General features: G+C 71.1%; 19 protein-coding genes. 9 read left to right on the top strand and 10 right to left on the bottom strand.

Annotated elements, in window-relative coordinates:
• Nucleotides 1-15: 15 nt before the first annotated feature.
• Nucleotides 16-945: an ROK family protein gene (locus Raf01_RS12820; protein WP_203918050.1), complete on the bottom strand. Its 930-nt coding sequence runs from the start codon at nucleotides 943-945 to the stop codon at nucleotides 16-18.
• Between the two features lie 358 nt (nucleotides 946-1,303).
• Here Raf01_RS12820 and Raf01_RS12815 point away from each other — a divergent pair, with 358 nt between their 5' ends.
• The gene (locus Raf01_RS12815; RefSeq protein ID WP_203918049.1) at nucleotides 1,304-2,509 is read left to right on the top strand and encodes an ROK family transcriptional regulator; all 1,206 of its coding nucleotides are present in this window, start codon (nucleotides 1,304-1,306) and stop codon (nucleotides 2,507-2,509) included.
• On the opposite strand, the gene Raf01_RS12810 is transcribed toward Raf01_RS12815, so the two are convergent.
• The 4 genes from Raf01_RS12810 to Raf01_RS12795 all read right to left on the bottom strand — a co-directional run bounded on the left by Raf01_RS12810 (nucleotide 2,499) and on the right by Raf01_RS12795 (nucleotide 6,969).
• Nucleotides 2,499-3,425 carry a carbohydrate ABC transporter permease gene (locus Raf01_RS12810; RefSeq protein WP_203918048.1) on the bottom strand — a complete coding sequence of 309 codons (927 nt, stop codon included), beginning with the start codon at nucleotides 3,423-3,425 and terminating at the stop codon, nucleotides 2,499-2,501. The genes Raf01_RS12815 and Raf01_RS12810 overlap by 11 nt on opposite strands.
• Nucleotides 3,425-4,399: a carbohydrate ABC transporter permease gene (locus Raf01_RS12805; protein WP_203918047.1), complete on the bottom strand. Its 975-nt coding sequence runs from the start codon at nucleotides 4,397-4,399 to the stop codon at nucleotides 3,425-3,427. Before Raf01_RS12805 ends, Raf01_RS12810 begins: the two co-directional genes overlap by 1 nt.
• Before the next feature lie 75 nt (nucleotides 4,400-4,474).
• Nucleotides 4,475-5,794, bottom strand: coding sequence for an extracellular solute-binding protein (locus Raf01_RS12800; RefSeq protein WP_203918046.1), 1,320 nt, complete (start codon nucleotides 5,792-5,794; stop codon nucleotides 4,475-4,477).
• A 239-nt stretch (nucleotides 5,795-6,033) separates the two neighbouring features.
• Nucleotides 6,034-6,969: a MurR/RpiR family transcriptional regulator gene (locus Raf01_RS12795; protein ID WP_203918045.1), complete on the bottom strand. Its 936-nt coding sequence runs from the start codon at nucleotides 6,967-6,969 to the stop codon at nucleotides 6,034-6,036.
• A 265-nt stretch (nucleotides 6,970-7,234) separates the two neighbouring features.
• Here Raf01_RS12795 and Raf01_RS12790 point away from each other — a divergent pair, with 265 nt between their 5' ends.
• Complete coding sequence (locus Raf01_RS12790; RefSeq protein WP_203918044.1) at nucleotides 7,235-8,446, top strand: MFS transporter; 1,212 nt, start codon at nucleotides 7,235-7,237, stop codon at nucleotides 8,444-8,446.
• Here Raf01_RS12790 and Raf01_RS12785 read toward each other — a convergent pair.
• The gene (locus Raf01_RS12785; protein WP_203918043.1) at nucleotides 8,391-8,936 is read right to left on the bottom strand and encodes a GNAT family N-acetyltransferase; all 546 of its coding nucleotides are present in this window, start codon (nucleotides 8,934-8,936) and stop codon (nucleotides 8,391-8,393) included. The genes Raf01_RS12790 and Raf01_RS12785 overlap by 56 nt on opposite strands.
• Before the next feature lie 22 nt (nucleotides 8,937-8,958).
• Nucleotides 8,959-9,576 (bottom strand): HD domain-containing protein, encoded by a 618-nt coding sequence (locus Raf01_RS12780; protein WP_239133563.1) that lies wholly within the window; start codon nucleotides 9,574-9,576, stop codon nucleotides 8,959-8,961.
• 432 nt (nucleotides 9,577-10,008) lie between these two features.
• Between Raf01_RS12780 and Raf01_RS12775 the strand changes: the two genes are divergently transcribed.
• The 5 genes from Raf01_RS12775 to Raf01_RS12755 all read left to right on the top strand — a co-directional run bounded on the left by Raf01_RS12775 (nucleotide 10,009) and on the right by Raf01_RS12755 (nucleotide 15,002).
• On the top strand, nucleotides 10,009-10,308 hold the full coding sequence (locus Raf01_RS12775) for an STAS domain-containing protein (protein WP_203918042.1): 300 nt from the start codon (nucleotides 10,009-10,011) through the stop codon (nucleotides 10,306-10,308).
• Nucleotides 10,309-10,402: 94 nt separating this feature from the next.
• On the top strand, nucleotides 10,403-11,353 hold the full coding sequence (locus Raf01_RS12770; RefSeq protein WP_203918041.1) for a BtaA family protein: 951 nt from the start codon (nucleotides 10,403-10,405) through the stop codon (nucleotides 11,351-11,353).
• A gap of 261 nt (nucleotides 11,354-11,614) precedes the next feature.
• Entirely contained in the window at nucleotides 11,615-11,893 is a 279-nt protein-coding gene (locus Raf01_RS12765; protein WP_203918040.1) for a cellulose binding domain-containing protein, read from the top strand.
• A gap of 210 nt (nucleotides 11,894-12,103) precedes the next feature.
• Nucleotides 12,104-13,225 (top strand): nitronate monooxygenase, encoded by a 1,122-nt coding sequence (locus tag Raf01_RS12760; RefSeq protein WP_203918039.1) that lies wholly within the window; start codon nucleotides 12,104-12,106, stop codon nucleotides 13,223-13,225.
• Nucleotides 13,226-13,508: 283 nt separating this feature from the next.
• Nucleotides 13,509-15,002 carry an alkaline phosphatase family protein gene (locus Raf01_RS12755; protein ID WP_203918038.1) on the top strand — a complete coding sequence of 498 codons (1,494 nt, stop codon included), beginning with the start codon at nucleotides 13,509-13,511 and terminating at the stop codon, nucleotides 15,000-15,002.
• Nucleotides 15,003-15,141: 139 nt separating this feature from the next.
• Here Raf01_RS12755 and Raf01_RS12750 read toward each other — a convergent pair whose 3' ends face one another.
• The gene (locus Raf01_RS12750; protein ID WP_203918037.1) at nucleotides 15,142-15,816 is read right to left on the bottom strand and encodes a TetR/AcrR family transcriptional regulator; all 675 of its coding nucleotides are present in this window, start codon (nucleotides 15,814-15,816) and stop codon (nucleotides 15,142-15,144) included.
• Between the two features lie 305 nt (nucleotides 15,817-16,121).
• Here Raf01_RS12750 and Raf01_RS12745 point away from each other — a divergent pair, with 305 nt between their 5' ends.
• Both Raf01_RS12745 and Raf01_RS12740 read left to right on the top strand, forming a co-directional pair.
• Nucleotides 16,122-17,690 (top strand): alpha/beta hydrolase domain-containing protein, encoded by a 1,569-nt coding sequence (locus Raf01_RS12745; RefSeq protein WP_203918036.1) that lies wholly within the window; start codon nucleotides 16,122-16,124, stop codon nucleotides 17,688-17,690.
• Between the two features lie 615 nt (nucleotides 17,691-18,305).
• On the top strand, nucleotides 18,306-19,643 hold the full coding sequence (locus Raf01_RS12740; RefSeq protein WP_203918035.1) for an extracellular catalytic domain type 1 short-chain-length polyhydroxyalkanoate depolymerase: 1,338 nt from the start codon (nucleotides 18,306-18,308) through the stop codon (nucleotides 19,641-19,643).
• A gap of 122 nt (nucleotides 19,644-19,765) precedes the next feature.
• On the opposite strand, the gene Raf01_RS12735 is transcribed toward Raf01_RS12740, so the two are convergent.
• Both Raf01_RS12735 and Raf01_RS12730 read right to left on the bottom strand, forming a co-directional pair.
• On the bottom strand, nucleotides 19,766-21,004 hold the full coding sequence (locus tag Raf01_RS12735; RefSeq protein WP_203918034.1) for an MFS transporter: 1,239 nt from the start codon (nucleotides 21,002-21,004) through the stop codon (nucleotides 19,766-19,768).
• Nucleotides 21,005-21,166: 162 nt separating this feature from the next.
• The gene (locus Raf01_RS12730) at nucleotides 21,167-22,333 is read right to left on the bottom strand and encodes a low temperature requirement protein A (RefSeq protein ID WP_203918033.1); all 1,167 of its coding nucleotides are present in this window, start codon (nucleotides 22,331-22,333) and stop codon (nucleotides 21,167-21,169) included.
• Nucleotides 22,334-22,443: the final 110 nt, after the last annotated feature.

Genomic DNA, 22,443 nt, shown 5'->3' with positions numbered 1-22,443 from the left:
CTCATGCCACGGCGCTCATGCCACAGCGCCTTCGTTCAGTGCGTCACGCGCCGCGGCCGTGCCGAGGGCGAGGGCACCCATCAGGGGCGCGTCGAAGGGAAATTCGGCCAGCACCAGTTCGGGCGGGAAGGGCACCGCGGCGTCCAACGCCCCACGCAGGCTGGCGTGCATCCGGTCCCACGACCTCGCCATGCCGCCGCCGACGACGATCCGCTGGGGATCGACCGCGACGGCGAGGTTGACCAGGTGGAACGACAGCTCCGCCACGAAGTCGTCCAGCAGCCGGGCCATCCGCGGGTCGTCGGGCGCCCGCTCGAACACGTCGACCGCCCCGGTGGCCCGCGGCAGCACGGCCGATGCCTGCCGCAGCAGGGCCACGCCGCTGACCGCGTCCTCCAAGGGTGTGCGGTCGGAAAGCGACAGCCCGACGTCGCCGCGCGACCGCAGGTTGTACCCGATCTCGCCGGAGGCGCCGTGCCTGCCGTACAGCACCGTGCCGCCCGCGACGATCGCCACGGCCAGCCCGGTGCCGAGGTTCAGGTAGATGCCCGGATCGACGCCCGCCAGCGCGCCCCAGGCGACCTCGGCCGCGGCGGCGGCCTTCACGTCGGTACCCATGCTGATCCGCGCGCCCGGAAACGCCTCGCGCAGTTCGCGGCCCAGGGCGAGGTCGCTCCAACCGGGAACCGTCGGCGCCAGCGCCACGCCGTCCTCACCCGGAATGCCGAACGTGGCGACGCCGACCGCGGCCAGCGGCCGGCCGGGCGCGGCGGTCGCGAGCAGCGTGCGCGCCGCGCGGATGCCGCGGTCCAGGCTCGCCCGCGCGCCTCGCTCGGCCAGGGTCTGGACTGTCGCCGAGCCGAGCCGCGCCCCGGTCATCTCGCACACCGCGACAGCGATTTTCGTCCCGCCGAAATCCAGCCCCAGCACGACCGGTGAGTGCATCCGTTGCTCCTCCCGGGCGGTCATGGACCGGTGTTTGTTAGGAAAGTAGACTATCGACCAGACGCATGCAAGGGCCTGGATCAGCTGGCAGATCTCAGCTCGGCAACGAGGGGGCGGCGTGAGCGAACGCAGTGAGCGAACGATGAGACTCAGCAGCTTGCGTAAACGGCGGGCCGTCGCGGGACGCGAGGGGTCGTGGTGAGCGAACGTGGTGAGCGAACAATGAGGCTCAGCAGCTTGCGTAAACGGCGGGCCCTCGCGGGACGCGAGGGGTCGTGGTGAGCGAACGCAGTGAGCGAACGATGAGGCTCAGCAGCTTGCGTAAACGGCGGGCCCTCGCGGGACGCGAGGGGCCGGCGTGAGCACACAGGCCGGGGGCGGTTCGGCCGCCCGTCCGCGATTGATCCGGGCGATGAACGAGCAGTTGCTCCTCGACCAGATCCGGACCGCCGGCCACATCTCCCGCGCGGACCTGGCCCGCATCTCCAGCCTCTCGAAGAACACTGTGTCGCTGGCGCTGGCCAACCTCGAACGGGCCGGTCTGGTGCGCACCTCCGGCGTGCGTACCGGTGGCCCCGGCCCGGCCGCCCTGCTGTACGAGGTCCACCCCGAGGCCGGCTTCGTCCTCGCCCTCGACGTCGGCAAGCAGTTCCTGCGGGGCGCCATCGGCGACTTCTCCGGCCGCATCCGCGCCCGGTCGTTCGCGCGCACCCGGGCCGGAAGCGCGCACGCCCGGGTCACCGAACTCGTCCGGCTCGCCGAGAGCCTGTACGCCGAGGCCGGCATCACCGCCGCCGACATCACCCAGACCGTGCTGGGCAGTCCCGGCGTCTACGACCCCCGGCGCGACGCCCTCACCCTGGTCAGCGGCCTGGCCGGCTGGGAGAAGCCGCAGATCCTCGCCGAGCTGCGCAAGGCGTTCGGCGACTCACTCATGGTCGAGAACGACGTGAACGCCGCCGCGCTGGCCGAACGGGCGCACGGCCACGGGCGCGACGTGGACAGCTTCGCGTTCGTGTGGATCGGCACCGGCATCGGCATGGGGCTGGTGCTCGACGGCCGGCTGCACCGCGGCGTCCACGGCGCCGCCGGAGAGATCGGCTACCTGCCGCTGGACGGCGCCACCGGCACCCGCGGCCTGCGCGACGCCAGGGACCCGCGGGACGCCCGGCGGCGCAGCGGCTTCGAGTCCGCCGCGTCGGCGGCCGGCATCGTCCGGGCCGCGCGCGATGCGGGCCTGCGGGGCTCGGTCTCCGCGCGCCGGGTGTTCGCCGCCGCGGCGCGGGGCGACGTGCGCGCCGCGGGGGTCGTCGCCGACGAGGCGGTACTGGTGGCCAGGGCGATCTGCTCCGTCATCGCGGTCGTCGACCCCGACCTCATCGTGCTCGGCGGCGGCGTCGGGCAGGCCGCCGGCCTCATCGCCCCGGTCGAGCGCGAACTGCGCCGGCTCGCCCCGGTCCTGCCCGAGCTGCGGGTCAGCGCCCTGGGCGCGGACGCGGTGGTGGACGGCTGCCTCGCCGCCGGCCTCGAACGCACCTGGGAGACGGTGACGGTCAGCCCTTGACCGCGCCGGCGGTCAGGCCGGTCGCCACGTTGCGCTGGATGATGAGGAAGAAGACCACCACCGGCAGCGAGGTCAGCGTCGCCGCGGCCATCAACGGACCCCACGTGGTGCCGCGCAGCGTCTGGTTGCTCGCCAGCCACGCCATCAGGTTCCACTTGCCGGAGTCGTTGAGGGTGTTGATGATGATGAACTCGTTCCAGGTCTGGATGAAGCCGTAGATGGACGCGGCCACCAGTCCCGGAGCAGTCAGCGGCAGGATGATCCGGTAGAACGTCTGCCAGCGGGTACAGCCGTCGACCAGGGCCGCCTCGTCCAGCTCCCGGGGTACGCCGATGATGAACCCGCGCAGCATCCAGACCGTGTACGGCAGCACCAGCACCATGTACACGATGACCACGCCGGTCAGGCTGTTCGTGAGATTCAGCCCGTTCATCGTCAGGTACAGCGGGATGAGCAGCGACAGGAACGGGATCATCTGCACGATCAGGATCACCAGGATCAGCGCGCGCCGGCCGTAGAACCGGAACCGCGCGATGGCCAGCGCGCCGAGGAATCCGATGATCAGCCCGAACACCACCGCGCAGACGGTCACGATCACGCTGTTCTTCAGGTCGGTGAGGAAGTTCGGGGCGTTCAGCGCGGAGGCGAAGTTGGACAGCGTCGGGTGCCGCGGCACGAACTCCGGCGTGAACGTCTCCACCTCGTTGACCGGCTTGAACGCGGTGTTGATCGCCCAGTACACCGGGAATGCCATGACCACCGCGAACAGCAGGCCGGCGGCGTTGGCCACCAGGCTTCCGGTGCGGCTGCGCCCGACGTGCGGATCGGCGGTGTTCCGGCGGCGCCGCGGCGGCCGGGCCGGCGGCGTACCGGGCCGGGAACGGTGCTGCGACACCCGCAGCGTGGGAGCGCCCATCAGTCAGCATCTCCGATCCTGAACATCTGCCGTACGTAGAACGCCATCAGGCCGAGCATGAGAATCACCGTGAGGATGGAGATCGCCGCTCCGGGGCTGTACTGGCTCTTGGCGAACGCCTCCTGGTAGGCGTAGATGGCGAGGTTGTAGTAGTCCAACTCGGGCTTGCTGCCGCGGATCACGTAGATCTGCGTGAAGATGCCCATGTCCCAGATCGCCGACAGCGTGGTCACGATGCCCACCAGCGGGCGCAGGATCGGGAACGTCACGCTGCGGAACACCGCCCACGGCCCCGCGCCGTCCATCACCGCCGCCTCGACGAGCTCCCGCGGTACCTGCGACAGGCCCGCGTACAAGCTGATCGCGATGAACGGGATGGCGCCCCAGACAACCAGGATGACGATTACGGTCCAGCCCTGGACCGGGTTCACCCACCAGCTGTGGTTCGTGTAGTCCACGCCCGGGATCTTGTCCAGCGCCCAGTTCAGCACGCCCCAGTCGGCGTCCACCAGCCAGCCGAAGACCTGGGTGGACACCAGTTGCGGCATCGACCAGACCAGCATCATGGCCACCGTCATCAGGATGCGTACCCACGGTGTGACCCGACGCATCAGCAACGCGACGGCCAGCCCCAGTCCGACCGACAGCAGTACGCAGACCGCGGCGACCACGACCGTGCGCACCACCACGGTCCAGAAGAAGCTGTCGCTGAGTACCGCCGTGTAGTTGCCCAGGCCGATCCAGCTCGGAGACTCGCCGGTGAACAGGTCTCGCTGGGTGAGGTGCTGGAAGGACAACATGATCATCTTGACGATCGGGTACGCCAGCAGAGCGGCGATCACGATCAGTGTGGGCAGTGCCAGCACGTACGGCGTGGCCTGCCGCCCCCGGCGGCGCCGGCCCGCGAGGGCGGACACCGGCATGTTCACGCGTCGATCGAGCGGCTCTCGGGTCGACGGTTCGACCGAGACCATCGGGTTACTCCCCTCGCCTGTCGGCCGGTTTCCGCCGCGGTGCCGCCCGGTGGCGGGCGGCACCGCGGCAGTGGGTCAGGAAGCGTTCAGCGCCGACGTGATCTGCTCGTCGGCCGCCTTCGCGGCGTCGTCCACCGACTTCTTGCCGGTCACGATGTCCACCAGGGCCTGCTGGAGAATGTTGCCCTTCTCCACGTCCGCCCAGGTCGGGGCGTTCGGGGTGAACCAGCTGCTCTTGGCCGCCGTGGCGCTGGCCTCGTTGCCGGCCACCGCGGCGGCCGCGTCGAGCAGGTTGGTGGCGTTGGGCAGGGCGCCCTTGGCCAGCAACGCCTGCTGCGAGCTGGTACTGGTGAAGTCCTTGATCCATTCGGCGGCCAGGCCCTGGTTCTTGCTCTTCTGGGCCACGCCGACGATGGAGCCGCCGAGGAAGCTGGGCAGAGACTTGCCGTCCGAGAAGCCGGGCAGCGGCACCGCCGCGACCTTGCCCTTCACCGCGGTGTCCACCATCGGCGAGTTCGGGTCGTTGGCGTCCTTGTGCTGCGACTGGACAGCGCCGAGTTCCCAGCCGTTGCCGTAGAGCATCGCGCTGTCGCCCTGGGCGAACACCGGGTCCTGGTCGCTTTCGTTCTTGGTGGGGTCACCCTTCGAGTACTGCTTGGCCAGGTCGGCCCACTTCTGCAGGCCGGCCTCCGCGGCCGGGTCCTCCAGCGTGCCCTTCCACTTGCCGTCGCTGCCCTTCTGCGCGATCTGCCCGCCCGAGCCGTAGACCCAGGACATGGCCGCGTACCAGTAGGCACCCGGCATGTAGAACGCGGAGAACTTCGGGTCCGAGGCATGCTGCGACTTCAGCTTCTGGGCGTCGGCGACCAGATCCTCGTACGTCTTCGGCGGCTGCAACCCGGCCGCGGAGAACATGTCGGTGCGGTAGATGAGCACCCGGGCACCGGCGTAGTACGGCACGCAGTAGAGCTTGCCGTCGGACTCGCACGGCGCGGACAGGCCGGTCAGCCAGTTCGCGCTGTTGTCGAAGCCGCTCTTCTTGGCGGTGATGTCGGCGAGGCCGCCGTTGAACACGTACTTGGCCGCCTCGGTGTTGCCCAGCTCGATGACGTCCGGGACGTCCTTGCCGGCCAGCGTCGCGTCCAGCTTGGTGAGATGGTTCGTCCACTGCTGGTACTCGATCGTGACGTTGGCGCCGGTGTCGGCCTTGAACTTGGCGTTCGCCGCGTCGACCACGCCCGGCCAGCCGGTCTGCGCGTCGACCATCAGCCAGACTTTGAGGGTCTTGCCCTTGCCATCCAGCGAATCGCTGGAGGACGCACTCTTGCCGCCACATGCCGCGGCGCCGAGCAGCGTCGCCGCGAGAGCCGCGGCGACCGCGATCCTTCGCCTCACGCTTCCTCCTCGGATAGCTACCTGGTGGTGAGAATCTGTCGGTTGTCAGGTGGTACTGGCCGCATCACGGCGGGCACGACGCCCGGCGGTGGTGCGGCGTCGACGGTCAGCGTCGACGTCTGTGGCGTTGCGCCTGTCGCGTTGCGCCTGTCGCGTTGCGCCGGTCGCACTGCGCCGGTGGCGCTGCATCCGTGCCGTTTGCGTCTGCGTCATCGCGTCCGCCCGGAGGGGAAGTCGGGTCACGTGCCGGCCTCCTTGCCGGCGCGGTGCGCGGCCACCGCCCGCGCGGTCAGCTGGAAGGCGGTGTGCGCGCGCTCGTGCAGGCGCTGCGCGACGGCGATGTAGAGCAGGTCGAGTACGACCAGTTGCGGGTGGCGGGCGGACAGCGCGTCGGGGCGAAACGGCGTTGCCTGCGCGGCGGTCAGCAGCACCAGGTCCGCGACCTCGGCCAGCGGCGAGCCGGGAAAGCTGGTCAGCGCGACCGTGGTGGCGCCGTGGCTGCCGGCTTCCGCGAGCACCTCGATGGTCTCCCGGGTCTGCCCGGTGTGCGAGACGCCGATCGCCACGTCGCCGACGCTCAGGTTGGCAACGCTGGCGAGCCCGTCGTGGATGTCCTTCCAGCACCAGGCGGGCACGCCGATGCGGTGCAGGCAGACCTGGAGTTCCGCGCCGACCAACGCGTTGCTGCTGGCGCCGTAGATGTCCACTCGGCGGGCGGCGGTGACCGCGTCCGCCGCCCAGGCGACCGCGCGCAGGTCGAGCAGGGACGCGGTGTCGTGCATGGCGCGGGTGTCCGCCGCCATGATCTGGCGCAGGACCCGTTCCAGTGGGTCGCCGGGCTGGATCTCCCGCCCGATGTCGACCGTCCAGCCGGCCGCGCGGGCCGCCCGCCCGGTCTCACCGGCGAGCCCGAGCCGCAGGTCTGCGTATCCCTCGAAGCCCAGCGCCCGGCAGAACCTGGTCACCGTCGCCGGCGACGTGCCGCTGCGCTCGGCCAACTCGACGATGGTGGCCCGGGTGGCCGCGATGGGATCGGCGAGCACCTGTTCGGCGACGCGCCGCAGGGCGCCGGTGAACTCGGGCAGCCCGGCCCGGAGCCGGACCAGTACGCCGTCGCCGGACGGTCGGGTATCGATCGCGGCGCCCCGTACCGCGGTCGGCATCACCTCGTCCATCGACGACCCTTCAGGAAAGATTGTTTACGGTAAGTGATAAGAATTCTTACTGGTCGATCCGGTGTCAAGGAAAACTGCAAGGTTTCCGAACTGTTATCTGCGGACGCCCGTACATACCGCGATCGATGCGGACGCAAGGGGCGGGGCGGCCGGCGCTCCATCCCCGCTCGATCGCGGGCCCGGGTGATCGGCTTTGGCCCGCGCCGGCCGTAGCCTCGGACCCAGTGACTCGGCATCCGCCGGGACAACCCCTCGGAGGAGCGGCATGCGCATGTCCCGGGACCGGCTGGCGATCGCCGCGGCGTTCGGAATCCACGGTGCGGTCGGCGGAGGTCTGGCCGCGCGGATGCCGGCCGTCGCCGGGAACCTGCACCTCTCGCCGGGGATGCTGGGCGTCGCCCTGCTCATGCCGGCGGTGGGCGGGGTGGCCACCATGCCGTTCACCGGGTGGGTCATCCACCGGCTGGGGGTACGGTCGGCGACCCGCGCGCTGCTCACCCTGTGGGCCGCGTCGCTGGTCCTGCCCGCCGTCGCGACCGGGCTGTGGGGCCTGGCCGCCGGGTTCCTCGTCTACGGCGCCGCCGCGGCCTCGGCGGACGTCGCCATCAACGCGCAGGCGGTCGCGATCGAGGCCCGGGTCGGCCGGCCCATCCTGTCCGGGCTGCACGGGCTGTGGAGCGTCGGCAGCTTCATCGGATCCGGCATCGGCGCGCTCGCGGCGCTGGCCGGGATCGGGTACCGGCCGCACCTGGTGGTCGTCGCGGCGGTTCTGGCGGCGCTCGCCGTACTCGCCGGCAACGCGCTACCCGGCGACCGGCGGTCGGACGCGCGAGCCGACGTACCCCCGCCGAGGCGGTTCTCCCTGCCGACCGGGACGATCCTGCTGCTCGGTCTCGTCGCGTTCTGCGCCGGGTTCGCCGAAGCCTCCGGCATCAACTGGTCGGCCATCTACCTCAACCGGGTCGCCGGAGCGAGCCAGGCCGTGGCGGCCACCGCGTACAGCGGGTTCGCCGGTGTCATGGCCGCCATGCGGCTGTGCGGCGACCGGGTCATCCGCGCGCTCGGGCCGGTGCTCACCGTCCGCGCCAGCGGCCTGATCGGCGTCGCCGGCGGGGTGCTGATCGTCACCGGGCGCGGCACGGTCACCGCGTTCTGCGGCTTCGCGCTGCTCGGCATCGGGATCGCGACGGCCATCCCGCTCGCCTTCGCGACCGCCGGCCGGATCGGGCCGCATCCCGGGCAGGCCATCGCCGGCGTGGCTACCGTCTCCTACGCGGCCAACCTGATCGGCCCCGCCGCGATCGGCGGGATCGCCGACGCCGTGTCGCTGCCGGCCGCGTTCACCATCGTGGCCGCGCTGCCCGCGTTCATCGCGCTGGGCGGCGGGCTGATGCGCCCGAAGGCGCCGGCGACGCCGGGCGTCACCGCGACAGCGCCGAACCAGCCGGCGCCGAGCCAGCCGGTCCCACCCACCTGACCTCGCCGTTTTGGTAGACCGGGGTGGGCGCGAGCCCGGCGGCCGTGGCGACGGCGGCCGATGCCCGGTGATCCGGATGGATGTGCGCGACGACGGTACGCACGGGCAGCCCGGTGAGCCACCCGACCAGTGCGCGGGCCGCCTCGGTGGCGATGCCGCGACGCTGCCATCCGGTGCCGACGACCCAGGCGATCTCGGCGGTACGACAGTCCGGGGTACCCGTGATGGTCGCCTGGACCGTACCCACCAGACGGTCCTCGTCGCGCAGCCGAACCGCCCAGTTGCACCAGGAGACGGCCGGATCGGGCGAACCGGCCACCCACCGTTCGTAGCGGGCGCGCAGAGTCCGCGGGTCGGCCGGTTCGCCGCCGATGAACGTGTGCAGTGCCGGATCGGACAGCGCCACGGCCAGTTCCTCGGCGTGCTCCACCCTCAGCGGCAGCAGGGTCAGCCGGTCGGTACGGATGAGTTGGGGCTCGATCGGGTCCATTCCGGCCCAGGTTAGAGCACGGTCAGCGGGGTGTGGCCCGGCGGTTGTCCGCGGCCTGTGACGACGGGGCCTGTGCCGACACCAGTTCGGCCAGCCGGCGCTCCACCCGCTCGGCGATGGCAAGCAGCCGCGGCTCGCGCACGGCGTGTGCCCTGGCCTGCGGCGATCCGGCGCCGTGGCGGGCCAGAGCCTCCGCGAGCCGCTGGCGGATGGGCAGCCGTTGCCCCTGCGGCCCGACGGTCTGGTCGGCGTACGCCAGGGCGTCCGTCACCAGGGACCGCTCGTCCGGGTACGAGTTCAGCTGCTCGCCCAGTCCCCGCACGGCGGCCACCGGCTCGGCGCCGGAGTGGTGAGCGACCAGCGCGACGATGCGCCGCGGCCAACCGTGCCGGTCCAGGTACCGCGCGCCGTCCAGCGGGTGGAACCCGGTGTCCAGGGCGGCCGGGCTATACCCGATGTCGTGCAGCCACGCCGCCACCACGAGAGCGTCCCGCTCCCCCGGCTCGACCGTGGCGGAGAGCTCTTCGGCGCGGTGGGCGACCCCGATGGTGTGCCGCCACCGGTCACCGCACCCGCCCAGCAACTCCTCCGCCAGCGCCTGCGCCACGCGGACCCTCGAATTCTCAAGGATTGTCGCCACGCCACCGACGCTAGGGCGCCCCCAGTTGCGCGGCCAAGGGCCAGAAACACCATCGCGGCCGTGTTCACACAAAGTTCATCGCGGTCGCCCGCTCGCCCGCGGCAATCACGATAAGTGCCGCAGAGAACACCAGACGGGTACGCAACGGCTGCCGCTCGCCCCGCTGGGTACTCATCGTGACCATCCCGAAGCCCGCCGAGTCTGGTACCGGATCGGTACCGGGCCGTAGCGTAGAGCCTGGTGGCAGACCTCTGGCCGAGCGAGCCGGGATCCAGGGGCGTCCGGCAAGGCTGAGGTTTGCCCGGATACCGGTGTTGTATCCGGGCGAGCCGACAACGCCGCCGGTCGCCGCCTGGGCGCGGCGCAGCCGGTCAGCTGGGTCTGTCAGCAGGCTCTTCAAGCCGGCACGAACCCCTCGAATCGGAGGCAGCGATGGTGGCCCCCACCGTCAGCTCCCGTACCTTCGCGCACAGCGTCGTCATCGCGCTGCGCGGCCACATCGACGAAACCGCGAGCCACCAGCTGCGCCGCGAGCTGATCAACGCTCTCATGCGGCAGCGGCGCCCCCGCATCGTGGTCGACTTCGCGCGGGTCACCAGCATCGACCCGACGGCGGTGGGTGCGCTCATCGCGGCTCACGAGGCGGCCCCGGACATGAAGCTCACCCTGACGCTGCGCAACCCCGGCCGGGGCATCGCGGCCGAGCTGGCCGATCACGGCCTGCTCGCCTGAGCTGCTCCCCCGCCCGGTGCCGTAGCGCCGGGCCGCGCTGGCCGGCGCCCCCGTGCTGGCCGGTGCGCCTGCCGGCGCGCCGTACCATCGACGGGTGACGCCCGCGACCGACAGCCCCTGGCAGGCGGGCCGGCTCACCCCGGGCCGGCGGCCACAGGTGATGTTCGGGCGGATGTACGAGGATCACGCCGTCGAACTCGACCTGTTCCCGCCCGGAAGCCGGGCGTTGGTCATCGCGTCGGCCGGCGACACCGCCGCCGCCCTGGCCCGGGCCGGCCACCGGGTGACCGCCGTGGACATCAGCGCGACCCAGCTCGGGTACGCCCGTGACCGGCTCGCCGGTGGGCCGACCCTGACCGGTACCGCCGAACGGCTCATGCGAATCGGCCGCGCCGCCGCGGCCGCGGTGCCGGCCTGGCGCCCGCCCGCGATGACCAGGTTTCTGGAGCTGACCGACCCGGTCGAGCAGGCCCGATGGTGGCGACAAGAGCTGGACCGGCCGATGCTGCGCGCCCTGATGGCCGCCGGCCTGCGACCCGCCGGGCCGTTGGCCGGCATCCTGCGACCCGGCCTGCGCGACGTGATCCCGTCGCGGTTCGACGTGGTCTTCCGCCGCCGGATAGCGGCCTGCGTCGCCCGGTACCCGAACGCGACGAACCCCTGGGCGTGGCGCCTGCTGCTGGGCCGCGAGCGCCCGGGTGGCACGGGGTCGGATGACACGGGGCCGGGTGACACAGGGCCGGGTGACACGGCGCCTTATGACGCGGGGCCGGGGCCGGTGACCGGGATCGAGTGGGTGCACGCCGACGTCGTCGAGCATCTGCGGCAGGTTCCGGCCGGCCGGTACGACGCGGTGAGCCTGTCCAACGTGCTCGATGGGCCGTCGCCGGCATTCGCCGCCGGGATGCGCGAGGCACTGCGCCACGCGGTGCGTCCGGGCGGGCCGGTCATCCTGCGGTCCTTCCACGACCGGTCGCCGCTGCCCGGCCGCCCGCTCGGCGACCGGTGCCCGCTGTGGGGTGCGGTCGTCGCCGTCGAAACCTGACCTGCGCCTCCGGCAAATCGAAGCCCTCCGGCGCGATCGGCTAACGGAATCCTACCGGAACCGGTGATCGCGCCACCGAGCGACGAGATCGCGCTCGGCCCGCCCGCGTACGCCATCAGCAGCGGAGATCGCCGCACCTTGCCTACCGGAAGAATTCCGATAACATCGATGCCTATGATTGCCTTTCCCAGCGGTCGCGGGTGCCTCACCGCGCCCGTCGAGCGAACGGCGGACCTGGCCCAGCCGTGAGGGAGGTCGGACATGAGAGTTCGGCGGATCGCGGTCGTCGCGGCGACGGCCGTGGTGCGCGCGATGGCCGTGGCGATCAACGGGTGGACGGTGCGCTGGACATTCCCCAATGGACAGACGAACAGCCAGCTCTGGAACGGTTCCTACGCCTCCAGCGGTGCCAGCGTCACGGTACGGAACGTGTCCTACAACGGCACCGTACCCGCCGGCGGCACCACCACGTTCGGGTTCCTGGGCAACTGGAACGGCAGCAACGCCACGCCCACGTCGCTGGCCTGTTCCAGTCCCTGAACCCGCATCCGCCGGCCCGATCCGGGCGGGCCGGGGCGCGGTGAGGCCGGGGCACTCGTGGTGCCCCGGCCTCACTCGTTCGTTCCTCGCGGCGTTTCGGGGGTGCCGGTCCGCCGGGAAAGTGATTCATGGCTCAACCGCCGAACGTGGAATTCGCCCGCATTCGGGTCGACGATCGAGGAATCAGTCCGTACCCCGGGAGGCACCAGGATGGCCGACGCGCTCGACGACCTCGGGTTCACGCTGCCGGTCCTCGCCGCTCCGATGGCCGGCGGGCCCGGCACTCCGGCGTTGGCGCTCGCGGCCGCCCGCGCCGGTGGGTTCGGGTTCGTGGCGGCCGGGTACGCGACGTTGGAGACGGCAGCCGCCCAGATCGCCGCCGTACGGTCCGAGGGCGTACCGTTCGGCGTCAATCTGTTTGCCCCCAACCCGTTGCCCGTCGAGGCACCGGCGTTCCGGCGGTACGCGCGGGCCATCCAGGTCGAGGCCGACCGCTACGGTCTCTCGCTGGCCGGCGCCGAGCCGGTCGAGGATGACGACCACTGGCGCGCCAAGGTGGACCTGCTGCTCACCGATCCCGTGCCGCTCGTCAGCTTCACCTTCGGCATCCCCGAGCCCGAGGTGGTCGCCGCTTTCCGCCGGGCCGGGACGGTCGTGGCGCAGACCGTCACGTCGGTCGAGGAAGCCCGGTCCGCCGCGGACGCCGGCGCGAACGTACTCGTCGTCCAGTCCAGCACTGCGGGCGGCCACTGGGGCACGCTCACCCCGGCCGCGCCGCCACCCCAGGTGCCGCTGACAGACCTTGTCGCTCAGATTCGCGAGGCGGTCCCGCTGCCGCTGATCGCCGCCGGCGGCCTCGCCACTCCGGCCGCCGTCGCCGCCGCCGTCCGCGCCGGCGCACGGGCCGCAATGGTGGGTACCGTCCTGTTGCTTAGCGACGAGAGCGGGGCGTCCGCGACGCACCGGACCGCCCTGGCGACCGCATCCCGGGGAGCGCAGCCGGAGCCGGGTTGTGGCGGAGGCGAGCACCCCCAACGTGGATCAGGGGGAGCGCAGCCCGGCTCCCCATGTGCTTCAGACGGCGGCACGGTCCTGACCCGCGCCTTCACCGGACGGCCGGCGCGGGGACTGCGCAACCGGTTCATCGAACGGTACGGCGACCTCGCACCGATCGGCTACCCGGCGCTGCACCACCTCACCAGCCCGTTGCGCAAGGCCGCCGCCGCGGCCGGCGACCCGGAGCTGGTCAACCTCTGGGCCGGAACCGGGTACCGTCACGCCACAGCCGAACCCGCCGCGCGGATACTGGCCCGCCTCGCCTCGGACCTGTGAGCGCCGGCCCTCGCCGCCAGCGATAGAACGTGTGCCGCCGGTCCGCTGCGCCGGCGTAGCCACGCGGCGCAGACCTCGGGATCGCGGATACGGATCTGGCACCGCGTACCGGTGACCTCCTGGCGGCCGGCCCGTTACCAGTACCCGAACGCCTGGCGTTCACCCCGGCGGCGACAAGGGTTTCAACCGAGATTCACACCTGCTTCACGCAGCGACCGGGACGGGTGCCATCAACGCTGCACAGGCTCAAGCCGCACATCGCTCCGTCAACGAGAGGAACTCGATGAGCGACACCTCGGCAACCTCCGGCGACTCGGCAGGCGTGACCCGCCGCCGGCTGCTCGGCTCCGCCGCCGCGGCTGGCGGTGCGACGGCTGCGTCGCTGGCGCTGCCTGTCAACGTCCGCAAGGCTCTGGCCTCACCGCCGAAAAAGCGCGGCAGCCTGAAGGACATCGAACACGTGGTCATGCTGATGCAGGAGAACCGGAGCTTCGACCACTACTTCGGTACGCTGTCCGGCGTCCGCGGCTTCAGCGACCCGCACGCCATCCGGCTTCCGAACGGTCGTCCGGTGTACTACCAGCCCGACCCGGCCAACCCGGACGGATACCTTCTCCCGTACCGGCTCAACACCCGGATCAGTGCTGCCCAGGCCATCCCGTCCACCAGTCATGAGTGGGCCGTGCAGCACGCCGCGTGGAACGGCGGCAAGATGGACAACTGGGTGCCCGCGCACATGGCCGCCGACGGCGACAATGGGCCGTACATCATGGGGTACCTGACCCGGGAGGACATCCCGTTCCAGTACGCCCTCGCCGACGCGTTCACGATCTGCGACGCGTACCACTGCTCGGTCCTCGGCCCGACCGGCCCGAACCGGCACATGTGGATGGCCGGCACCATCGATCCGAACGGCGTCGCCGGCGGGCCGTCGCTGACCACCAGCGCTCCCAACGGCCAGTACTCCTTCAAGACCTACCCCGAGCGGCTGTCCGAGGCCGGCGTCAGCTGGAAGATCTACCACCAGCCCGGCGGTACCACCGGCCTGGCGTCCATCCAGCACATCGCCCAGTACTTCAACGCGCAGCCCGGCACGCCCCTGTACGACCAGGGCATGGCGACCACCCCGATCGGCCAGTTCGAGTACGACGCCCTCAACGACAAGCTACCCACGGTCAGCTGGTTGCTACCCCCGTCGAACATGGACGAGCACCCGGCCAACCTGCCCGCGGCCGGCGCCAGCTTCGTGGCCAGCAAAGTCGACGCGATCGCGGCCAACCCGGATGTCTGGGCCAAGACCGTGTTCATCCTGTCGTACGACGAGAACGACGGCCTGTTCGACCACGTCCTGCCGCCGACTCCGAAGCCCGGCACGCCGGACGAGTTCGTGTTCAAGACCTCGGTGACCGGGGTGGACGGCGGTGGGCTGCCGACCGGGCTCGGGTTCCGGGTGCCGTGCGTCATCGTCTCGCCCTGGACGGTCGGCGGCTGGGTCGCCACGGAACTGTTCGACCACACATCGCAGCTGCGTTTCCTGGAGCGCATCACCGGCGTGATGGAAACGAACATCACCGACTGGCGGCGCCGGACGGTGGGCGACCTCACCTCGGCGTTCCGGTTCAACGACGCGACCCCGCAGGCGCCGGCGCTGCCGGACACCACCGGCCAGTACAACCTGGCCCAGTACGAGGTGGCGAAGCTGCCGCTGCCCACCGTACCGACCACTGAGCAGAGCATGCCGCGGCAGGAGCCGGGGCACCGCAAGCAGGTGAAGTAACACCGACCGTCGGGTGGTGGGCCGGGCGACCGGCCCACCACCGGCGGCCCCAGACCCTCCAGTCTCAGGCCCTCCAGTCTCAGGCCCTCCGGTCTCAGGCCCTCCGGTCTCAGACCCTCCGTGGGGGCCGGGCCCCGACCTACGCGCCGACAGCGTCCATGAGAGCCAGGTCGAGCCCGCGCACCGCCCGGTACACCATGGACTCGCACAGCGCCGCCGCGTCGTCCAGGTCGACCCCGGGGTGCGCGACGGCCTCCCGGACGCACCAGCGCAGCATGCCGACGATCATCGCGGCCACGATGCGCGGGCCCGGCCCGGCCGGACGGCCCGACACGTCCGCCACGAGTTCGGCGATGCGGTCGATGCGCTCGTTCGTCGCGCGTTCGATGACCGCCGCCGCGGCGGCGTGGCGTTCCCCCTCGAAGGTGAGCTTGAAGCCGTCCGGGCGTTCCTTGACGAAATCGAAGTAGGCCGCCGTCCAGCGGTGCAGGCGTTCGTGGAACGGCTCGTCGGTCCCACCCGCGTACGCGACGGTCACCCGGGCGTTCAACAGTTCGTGCTCGCGCCGCACGGCCGCCGCGAACAGCTTCTCCTTCGGGCCGAACCGCGCGTACAGGGTCGGCTTCGTGGTGCCCGCCCGCGCCGCGATGACGTCCATGTTGGCCCGGCTGAACCCCTCGGCCGCGAACACGACGCAGGCCGCGTCCAGCATCGTGCCGTCGTCGTGCCGGTAGCGGGCTGGGGGTGCCTCGGACACGGCCGGGGTCGTCTCGGGTTCGGCCGGCGGTGTCTCGGGTTCGGCTGGCGGACTCACGATGCGATCGTAGGCGAGCGCCGGTTCTTGAACCCCCGCCCGACGGCCCGCCACTTGACGGGCCGCCACTCGACGGCCGCGCGCTTGACAGCCCGCGAGCGGGGCTGAAGTATCCAAGGTAGTCGACTTTACTCATGCGTAAAGTCGACCGCAGCGTGTCCTCCGCCTCTCCCCCGAACCGAGGGCAACCCACCGAACCGAGGCCCACCGAACCGAGGCCCATCGAACCGAGGCCCATCGAACCGAGGCCAACCCCAGCGGGCAGCGGCCTGCCGGCCGCTTCGACGTTCAAGGAGGAACAGTCCGTGTCCCCTCGAAGAATCCGTCGTCACACCCGGCTGCTCGCGCCGGGCATCGTCGCGGTCGTCGCGGCGCTCGCCATCCCGGCGGCCGCGCCCGCCTCCGCCGATCCGGCACGACCCTCGTCCCGCGGCAACCCGGCCGCCGGCAACCATGACGGCACACCGACCACCACGAATCCCGGCGCCGGCCCGGCATCCATCAGCGGGCCGATCCCGTCCAAGGCCCGGCCCGGCGACCCGAGCCACGACTACGTCTTCTACTCCACGCCGTACGACCTGAACCGCGCCGGCTACGAGGAACAGGAATTCTTCATCACCGGTACGGCGACCCGCTACCCGTCCAACCCGACGGCCGATCAGCAGCGGCAGAACGCGACGCCCATCGGCACGACGACGTACACCACCCGGATCGTGGTGCGCCGGCCGGTCAACCCGCGCAAGTCTGCCGGGATCGCCGTGGTGGACTGGCAGAACGTCACCGCGGGCCACGACATCGACACCGAGTGGGGCACCAGCGGCGACTACTTCGTCAGGCACGGTTGGACGTGGATCGGCGCCTCGGTCCAGGCGGTCGGGGTCAACGGTGCCCCGTCGGGCCCGACATCGGGGCAGGGGCTGAAGGAGTGGAGTCCGCAACGGTACGGCTCGCTGGACGTGACCGCCGGCGGCACTGTCCTGGACGACTCGCAGTCGTTTGACATCTACACCCAGATCGGCGAACTGGCGAAGGGCACCGACCATCGCGATCCACTCGCCGACCTGCGCATCCGCGACGTGTACGCCGGTGGCGCCTCGCAGTCGGGCCGATTCCTGGGCATCTACTACAACACCGTCCAGCCGTTGTACCACGTCTACGACGGCTTCCTGTTCGCGCTGTCGGACAGCTCGCTCCCGCCGCGAGCCGGAGTCGGAACCAAGGCAATCCGTGTCTTCACGGAGAACGACATCTACCGCGGCTCGGGAGTGCCCAGCCAGACCGTTCCCGACTCATCGACGCTGCGTACCTGGGAAATCGCCGGAGCATCGCACGTACCGGCATACGCGGTCAGCACCGACGCGCGGGACTTCCGGGCGACACTCGGCGGCATCCAGACCCGCGAGTTCGGCCCGGCCGCGCCGTTCGACTGCGTCAACCCGGGGCCGAGCCAAGTCGCGTCGTGGACGGTGTTCCACGCCGCGTACGCCGCGCTCGACCGGTGGGTACGCGGCGGCACCCCGCCGAGGACCGCACCGCCCCTGGCCATCATCGATCCGGGACCGCCGGCGAACCTGGCGCGCGACGTCAACGGCCTGGCACAGGGCGGCATCCGGTTGCCGGACGTCACCGTCCCGGTCGGGCTCAACGACGGCATCAACGCGCCGGCGAGCCTGGACAACCCGCTGAGCAGTTTCTGCGTGCTCTACGGGACGCACCGGGACTTCACCCCGGACCAGCTGGCCCTGCTGTACACCGGCGACCGCGACTACCGGCAACTGGTCGCCGACGACGTACGGCTGCTCGAGGACCAGGGCTACGTGCTGCCGGAGGACGGCCACGCGTTCACCGATCAGGCACGCCACACACACGTGTGACGCCCCCGGCCCAATCGGCTGAGACTCAGCCCGGCCCGGCTTCCGGCGCCATCGGGAGCCGGGCCGGTTCCCGCTTCCTCACCGAAATCTCTTTCCGATAGCTATCGGAAGTTTTTCGATACATTCGAGGCGCGAGCGCCGTGCCGGCACGGCACGGACCGCCTCTCCCGGCCGCTGCCGAGCGCGGTGGTGCCGGGGGTACGGCGCCGGTCCGCTTCCCCGATCCCGGGCGGTGACCAGGGATCGCCGGGTTTCGAGCACCAACGGTACCGGGCCCACGACCGTCCGGCGCATCGCATCTTGCGTACCGAAAAGATTCGGTCGATACTGGCGAATGTTTCAATCCGTTGGCGGTCCAGGGTCGACGGCGGCGCGTGGAGGGCAACCACGGAAGCCGCCGGTTCGGGCGTCGCATCCGGACGGATCGTCATCACCAGCGCCTCACCGAGCGGGCGGCTCGGCCGTTTCCGGCCATCCGCCCGGCGGCATCGCTTCGCGGGGCATTCCGGACGCGGGAGCGCGCTGCGGCCCACCGCAGTCGTGTCACGCGGCGCCGACACGCCGCCCGCCGCACCGGCGGTCCCGCGCGGTGCCATCCAATACGAAAGGACACCCATGAGGAGAACCCTGAAGGCCCTGGCAGCGGCGGCGATCCTGCCCATCGTCGCCACCGCTGTGCTGCTGGGCGCCAGGCCGGCCGCGGCGGCCTCGCTGACTCAGGTCACCGGCTTCGGCAACAACCCCAGCAATCTCAACATGTACATCTACGTACCGAACAACGTCGCCGCCCGTCCGGCGTTGCTGGTCGCCATCCACTACTGCACCGGTACCGCCTCGGCGCTCTACAGCGGCTACTTCCACGACTACGTCACCGCCGCGGATCAGTACGGGTACATCATCGTGTTCCCCGAGGCGACCCGCAGTGGGCAGTGCTTCGACGTGTACTCGCCACAGGCGCTCACCCGTGGCGGCGGCAGCGACCCGGTCGGCATCATGTCGATGGTCAACTACACCAAGCAGCACTACAACGTCGACCCCAACCGGGTGTTCGTCAGCGGCGTCTCGTCCGGCGCCATGATGACCGACGTGATGGCCGCCGAGTACCCGGATGTGTTCAAGGCCGGTTCGGCGTTCATGGGAGTACCGGCCGGATGCTTCGCGACCGGCAGCAGCACCAACACCTGGAACAGCCAGTGCTCCGGCGGGCAGATCACCAAGACCGCCCAGCAGTGGGGCGACCTGGCCCGCTCGATGTACTCCGGCTACAGCGGCTCGTACCCGCGGATGCAACTGTGGCACGGCACCGCGGACACCACGCTGAACTACACCAACTTCGGCGAGGAGATCAAGCAGTGGACCAACCTCAACGGGGTCAGCCAGACACCCGTGTCCACTGACTCGCCGCAGTCCGGCTGGACCCGCACCCGGTACGGCAACAACGGCACCATGGCACCGGTCGAGGGCATCAGCGTCTCCGGCGCCGGACACGAACTGCCGCGCAGCGGCATGGTCGCGTACGCCATCAGCTTCCTCGGCCTCAACAGCACCGGTGGCGGCGGCCCGACCACACCTCCGACCTCAAGCTCGCCCACCACGCGGCCGACGACTCCGCCGCCGACCTCCCCGCCGCCGACCTCCTCCGGCCCCACCCCACCGGCCGGCGGCTGCACCGCCACCTACGCCGTCGTGAACCAGTGGCAGGGCGGCTTCCAGGCCAACGTGACCGTCACGAACGGCTCCGCTCCCCGCAGTTCGTGGCAGGTGTCCTGGACGTTCGCCAACGGTCAGACCATCACTCAGTTGTGGAACGCGAGCTACACCCAGAGCGGGTCGAGCGTGACCGCCCGCAATGTCAGTTACAACGGCACCCTGGGCGCCAACGCCAGCACCAGCTTCGGGTTCACCGGAAACTGGAACGGCAGCAACGGCACCCCGACGCTGACCTGCCAGTGACACGACCCACCAGTGACACGATCCGCCAGTGACACCGCACCGGGTCCGGCACCGCGCCGGACCCGGTCGGTCCGCGCCCGGCGTTGCCACCCAGTGACCGGCGGCAGGTCATCGCGCGGGCGTCACGCCGCGCTGGCCGCCTCGGCATACACCCGGCCCGCCTCAACCCGCCGCAGGCCCCGCCGGATGATGTGCGGGTAAACCACGCCGGCGGCCGCGAAGATGGCCGCGATCCCGATCCAGCCCGGTACGCCCGACCCGACGACCAGCGCGGTCAGCAACGGCGGCGCGGCCATGTTCCCGATCTGCCGACCGGTCTGGTACGCCCCCTGATACTGCCCCTGAGCCCAGTCCGGAGCCAGGCCGAACACGACCGCGAACGAGCCGCTCGACAGCCACAGCTCGCCGAGTACGTGCACCGCCGCCGCCAACAGCACCAGGACACCGACGAGCCACGACGACCGGCCGGCGGTCAGTCCGAAGAGGACACACGACGCCGCCACGAGGAACGCGCCGCGCCGGCTCACCGGAATCGCGTCGGCGGCGCCGTGGGTACCGCGTGACACCCACACCTGCATCGTCACGCAGCCGATCGTGTTGACCAGCAACGCGGCCGTGACGAGGGTGGTCGGCGCGTGGGTGTACCCGACGAGCCACAGCGGCAGCGCCAGGCTCAGAATCCCGTTGAGCAGAGCCATCACCAGCCCGTCGACCAACGCGAACGCGAGAAACGGCCGGTCCCGCAGTGTCACCATCCGGGGTCCGCCCACCGGGGCGTCGGGCGGGGCGGTCCGGTTCGCGCGGGTCACGATGAACGCCGCGACGAGGTAGGTCACCGAGTTGAGAAGCAGTACGGCCAGGTAACCGGCGCGGCTGTCCAACAGCAGCGGTACCCCACCGGCGAGGGTACCGAGGGCGATGCCGCCGTTGTTCGCCGAGCGGACGAAGGCTCTGGTGCGCACCCGTTGGTCCGGCGGCACGGCCGCCGCGATCATCGCGCTGTTCGACGCCTTGGCCGTCGCGTCGCCGACCGCGATCAGGCACGCGAGCGGGATGAAGGACCACAGGTCGCGGACGAGCGTGAGCGCGGTGAAGCTGGCCGCGGACGTGAGCAGGGCGGCCACCTGGAGACCGCGCGGACCGACCCGGTCCACCAGGTAGCCCATCGGCGTGGTCAGCACGATGCCCGCGAGAGCGGCGGTGCTCAGCCCGATCGCCACCTGGGCCGGGCTGAGCCCGACGGAGTGGGTGAGGAAGAGCGCGCTGGTCGTGAGGTAGGCACCGTTGCCGAACGTGTTCACCAGGGTGGCGATCACGAGGATGCGTGGGGTTCCACGGGCCGGCATCAGAGTCGCGATCATGCCCTCGATCTAACAATACGTACGTACGGTTTGCAAGACCGGCGGCGGCACCGTGACGAGGGCGACCGATGGCGGGGGCTTCCGGTGGCAGGGCTACCGCGGGGCTACCGACGGCGAGGGCCACCGGCAGGGGCTACCAGCGGCGGGAGCTACCGGCGAGGGCTACCGGCGCAGCGACCGGGTCTGCAGTGGGCGGCCACGCCAGGACAACACGTTGGCGACCGCGATCCCGACCAGCACGAGCGCCGTGACCGCGCCGGCGACCAGCGGAGTCGTGTGGAGCAGCGCTGGGGACAACACCGCCAGCACCAGCGGACCGATCCGCCGGGACCACGAGACCCGACCGAAGACGACGTGTTCCAGCAGGGCGCGCCCGGCCAGGAACAGGACCGGGCCGCCGAGGAGGGCGGTGAGCCAGGCCGGTCGCATGTGCGAGGTCGAGTGGCTGATCACCAGGTCGTCGCCGACGGTCGTGGTCACGATGCCGGCGATCATGATCAGGTGGGCGTATCCGGACGTACGGACGGTGTGCCCCGGCCGCTGGGACGCCTCGACCTCGGTGGCCAGCATCCCGCCCGCCCGGTAGATGTAGATGCGCCAGAGCGCCACGGTGGCCACGAACGCCACGATGAATCCCGCCGTCGCATGCGCCGGCAACCCGCCCGAGCTGTACTCCCCGCCGATCACCAGGATCGAGTCGCCGAGCGCGATGATCAGCAGTTGTCGCTGCCGTTCCGAGGTGTACTCGCTGGTGACCGGCACCTCGGAGGGCGGCACCCGGCCGTACCGCGGCACCGGGAACCCGGCGTGCGTGACCACCAGTTCCAGGCCGGCGGCGACCGCCCAGAGCGCGACGCGCGCCACGCCGGTCGCCGCGAAGGCGCCGGCGACCCACGCGGCGGCGAACACGCACCCCCAGCCCAGCCGCCGCAGCGCGTGCGGGAACCGGACTGCGAGGAGGAACGCCGGGCCGCCGAGGCTGATCATGACGTACAGCGAGGCGAACAGTTGGCCCCGGTCGAGGTACGCGCCGGGAATCGCCACCGCGATGCCGAGGCTGGCGAGCATCAGCACGATGACCACGATCTGGACGCTCTGGTGATCGGGCCGGAACCGCGCGGTCACCAGCGAGGTGAACCGCCAGATGAACCAGACCGGCAGCAGGAGGATCAGCGTCCGGAGGGCGCCGGCCCAGTTCAGGTTCCGCAGCAGCTCGGAGGACAGCCGGGTGAGCGTGAAGACGAAGGCCAGGTCGAAGAACAGTTCCAGAAAGCTGGCCTGCCGCACCTGTTCGGGAGCCCGCATCAGCGGGGATGCGTCCTCCGACATGATCCGATCCGTTCCGACGAGCGCGGCCCTTCCTAGGCAGTCGTAACACGCGACGGGCCGCTGTCCCCCGCGGTCGGCCGATCCTCCTGCGGAGAAGGGCCTCCTCCTGC

Source organism: Rugosimonospora africana (assembly GCF_016862975.1).
Lineage (GTDB): Bacteria > Actinomycetota > Actinomycetes > Mycobacteriales > Micromonosporaceae > Rugosimonospora > Rugosimonospora africana.
Note: the sequence above shows the minus strand (reverse complement) of the source record. Positions and strands in the feature narration are given on the sequence as shown.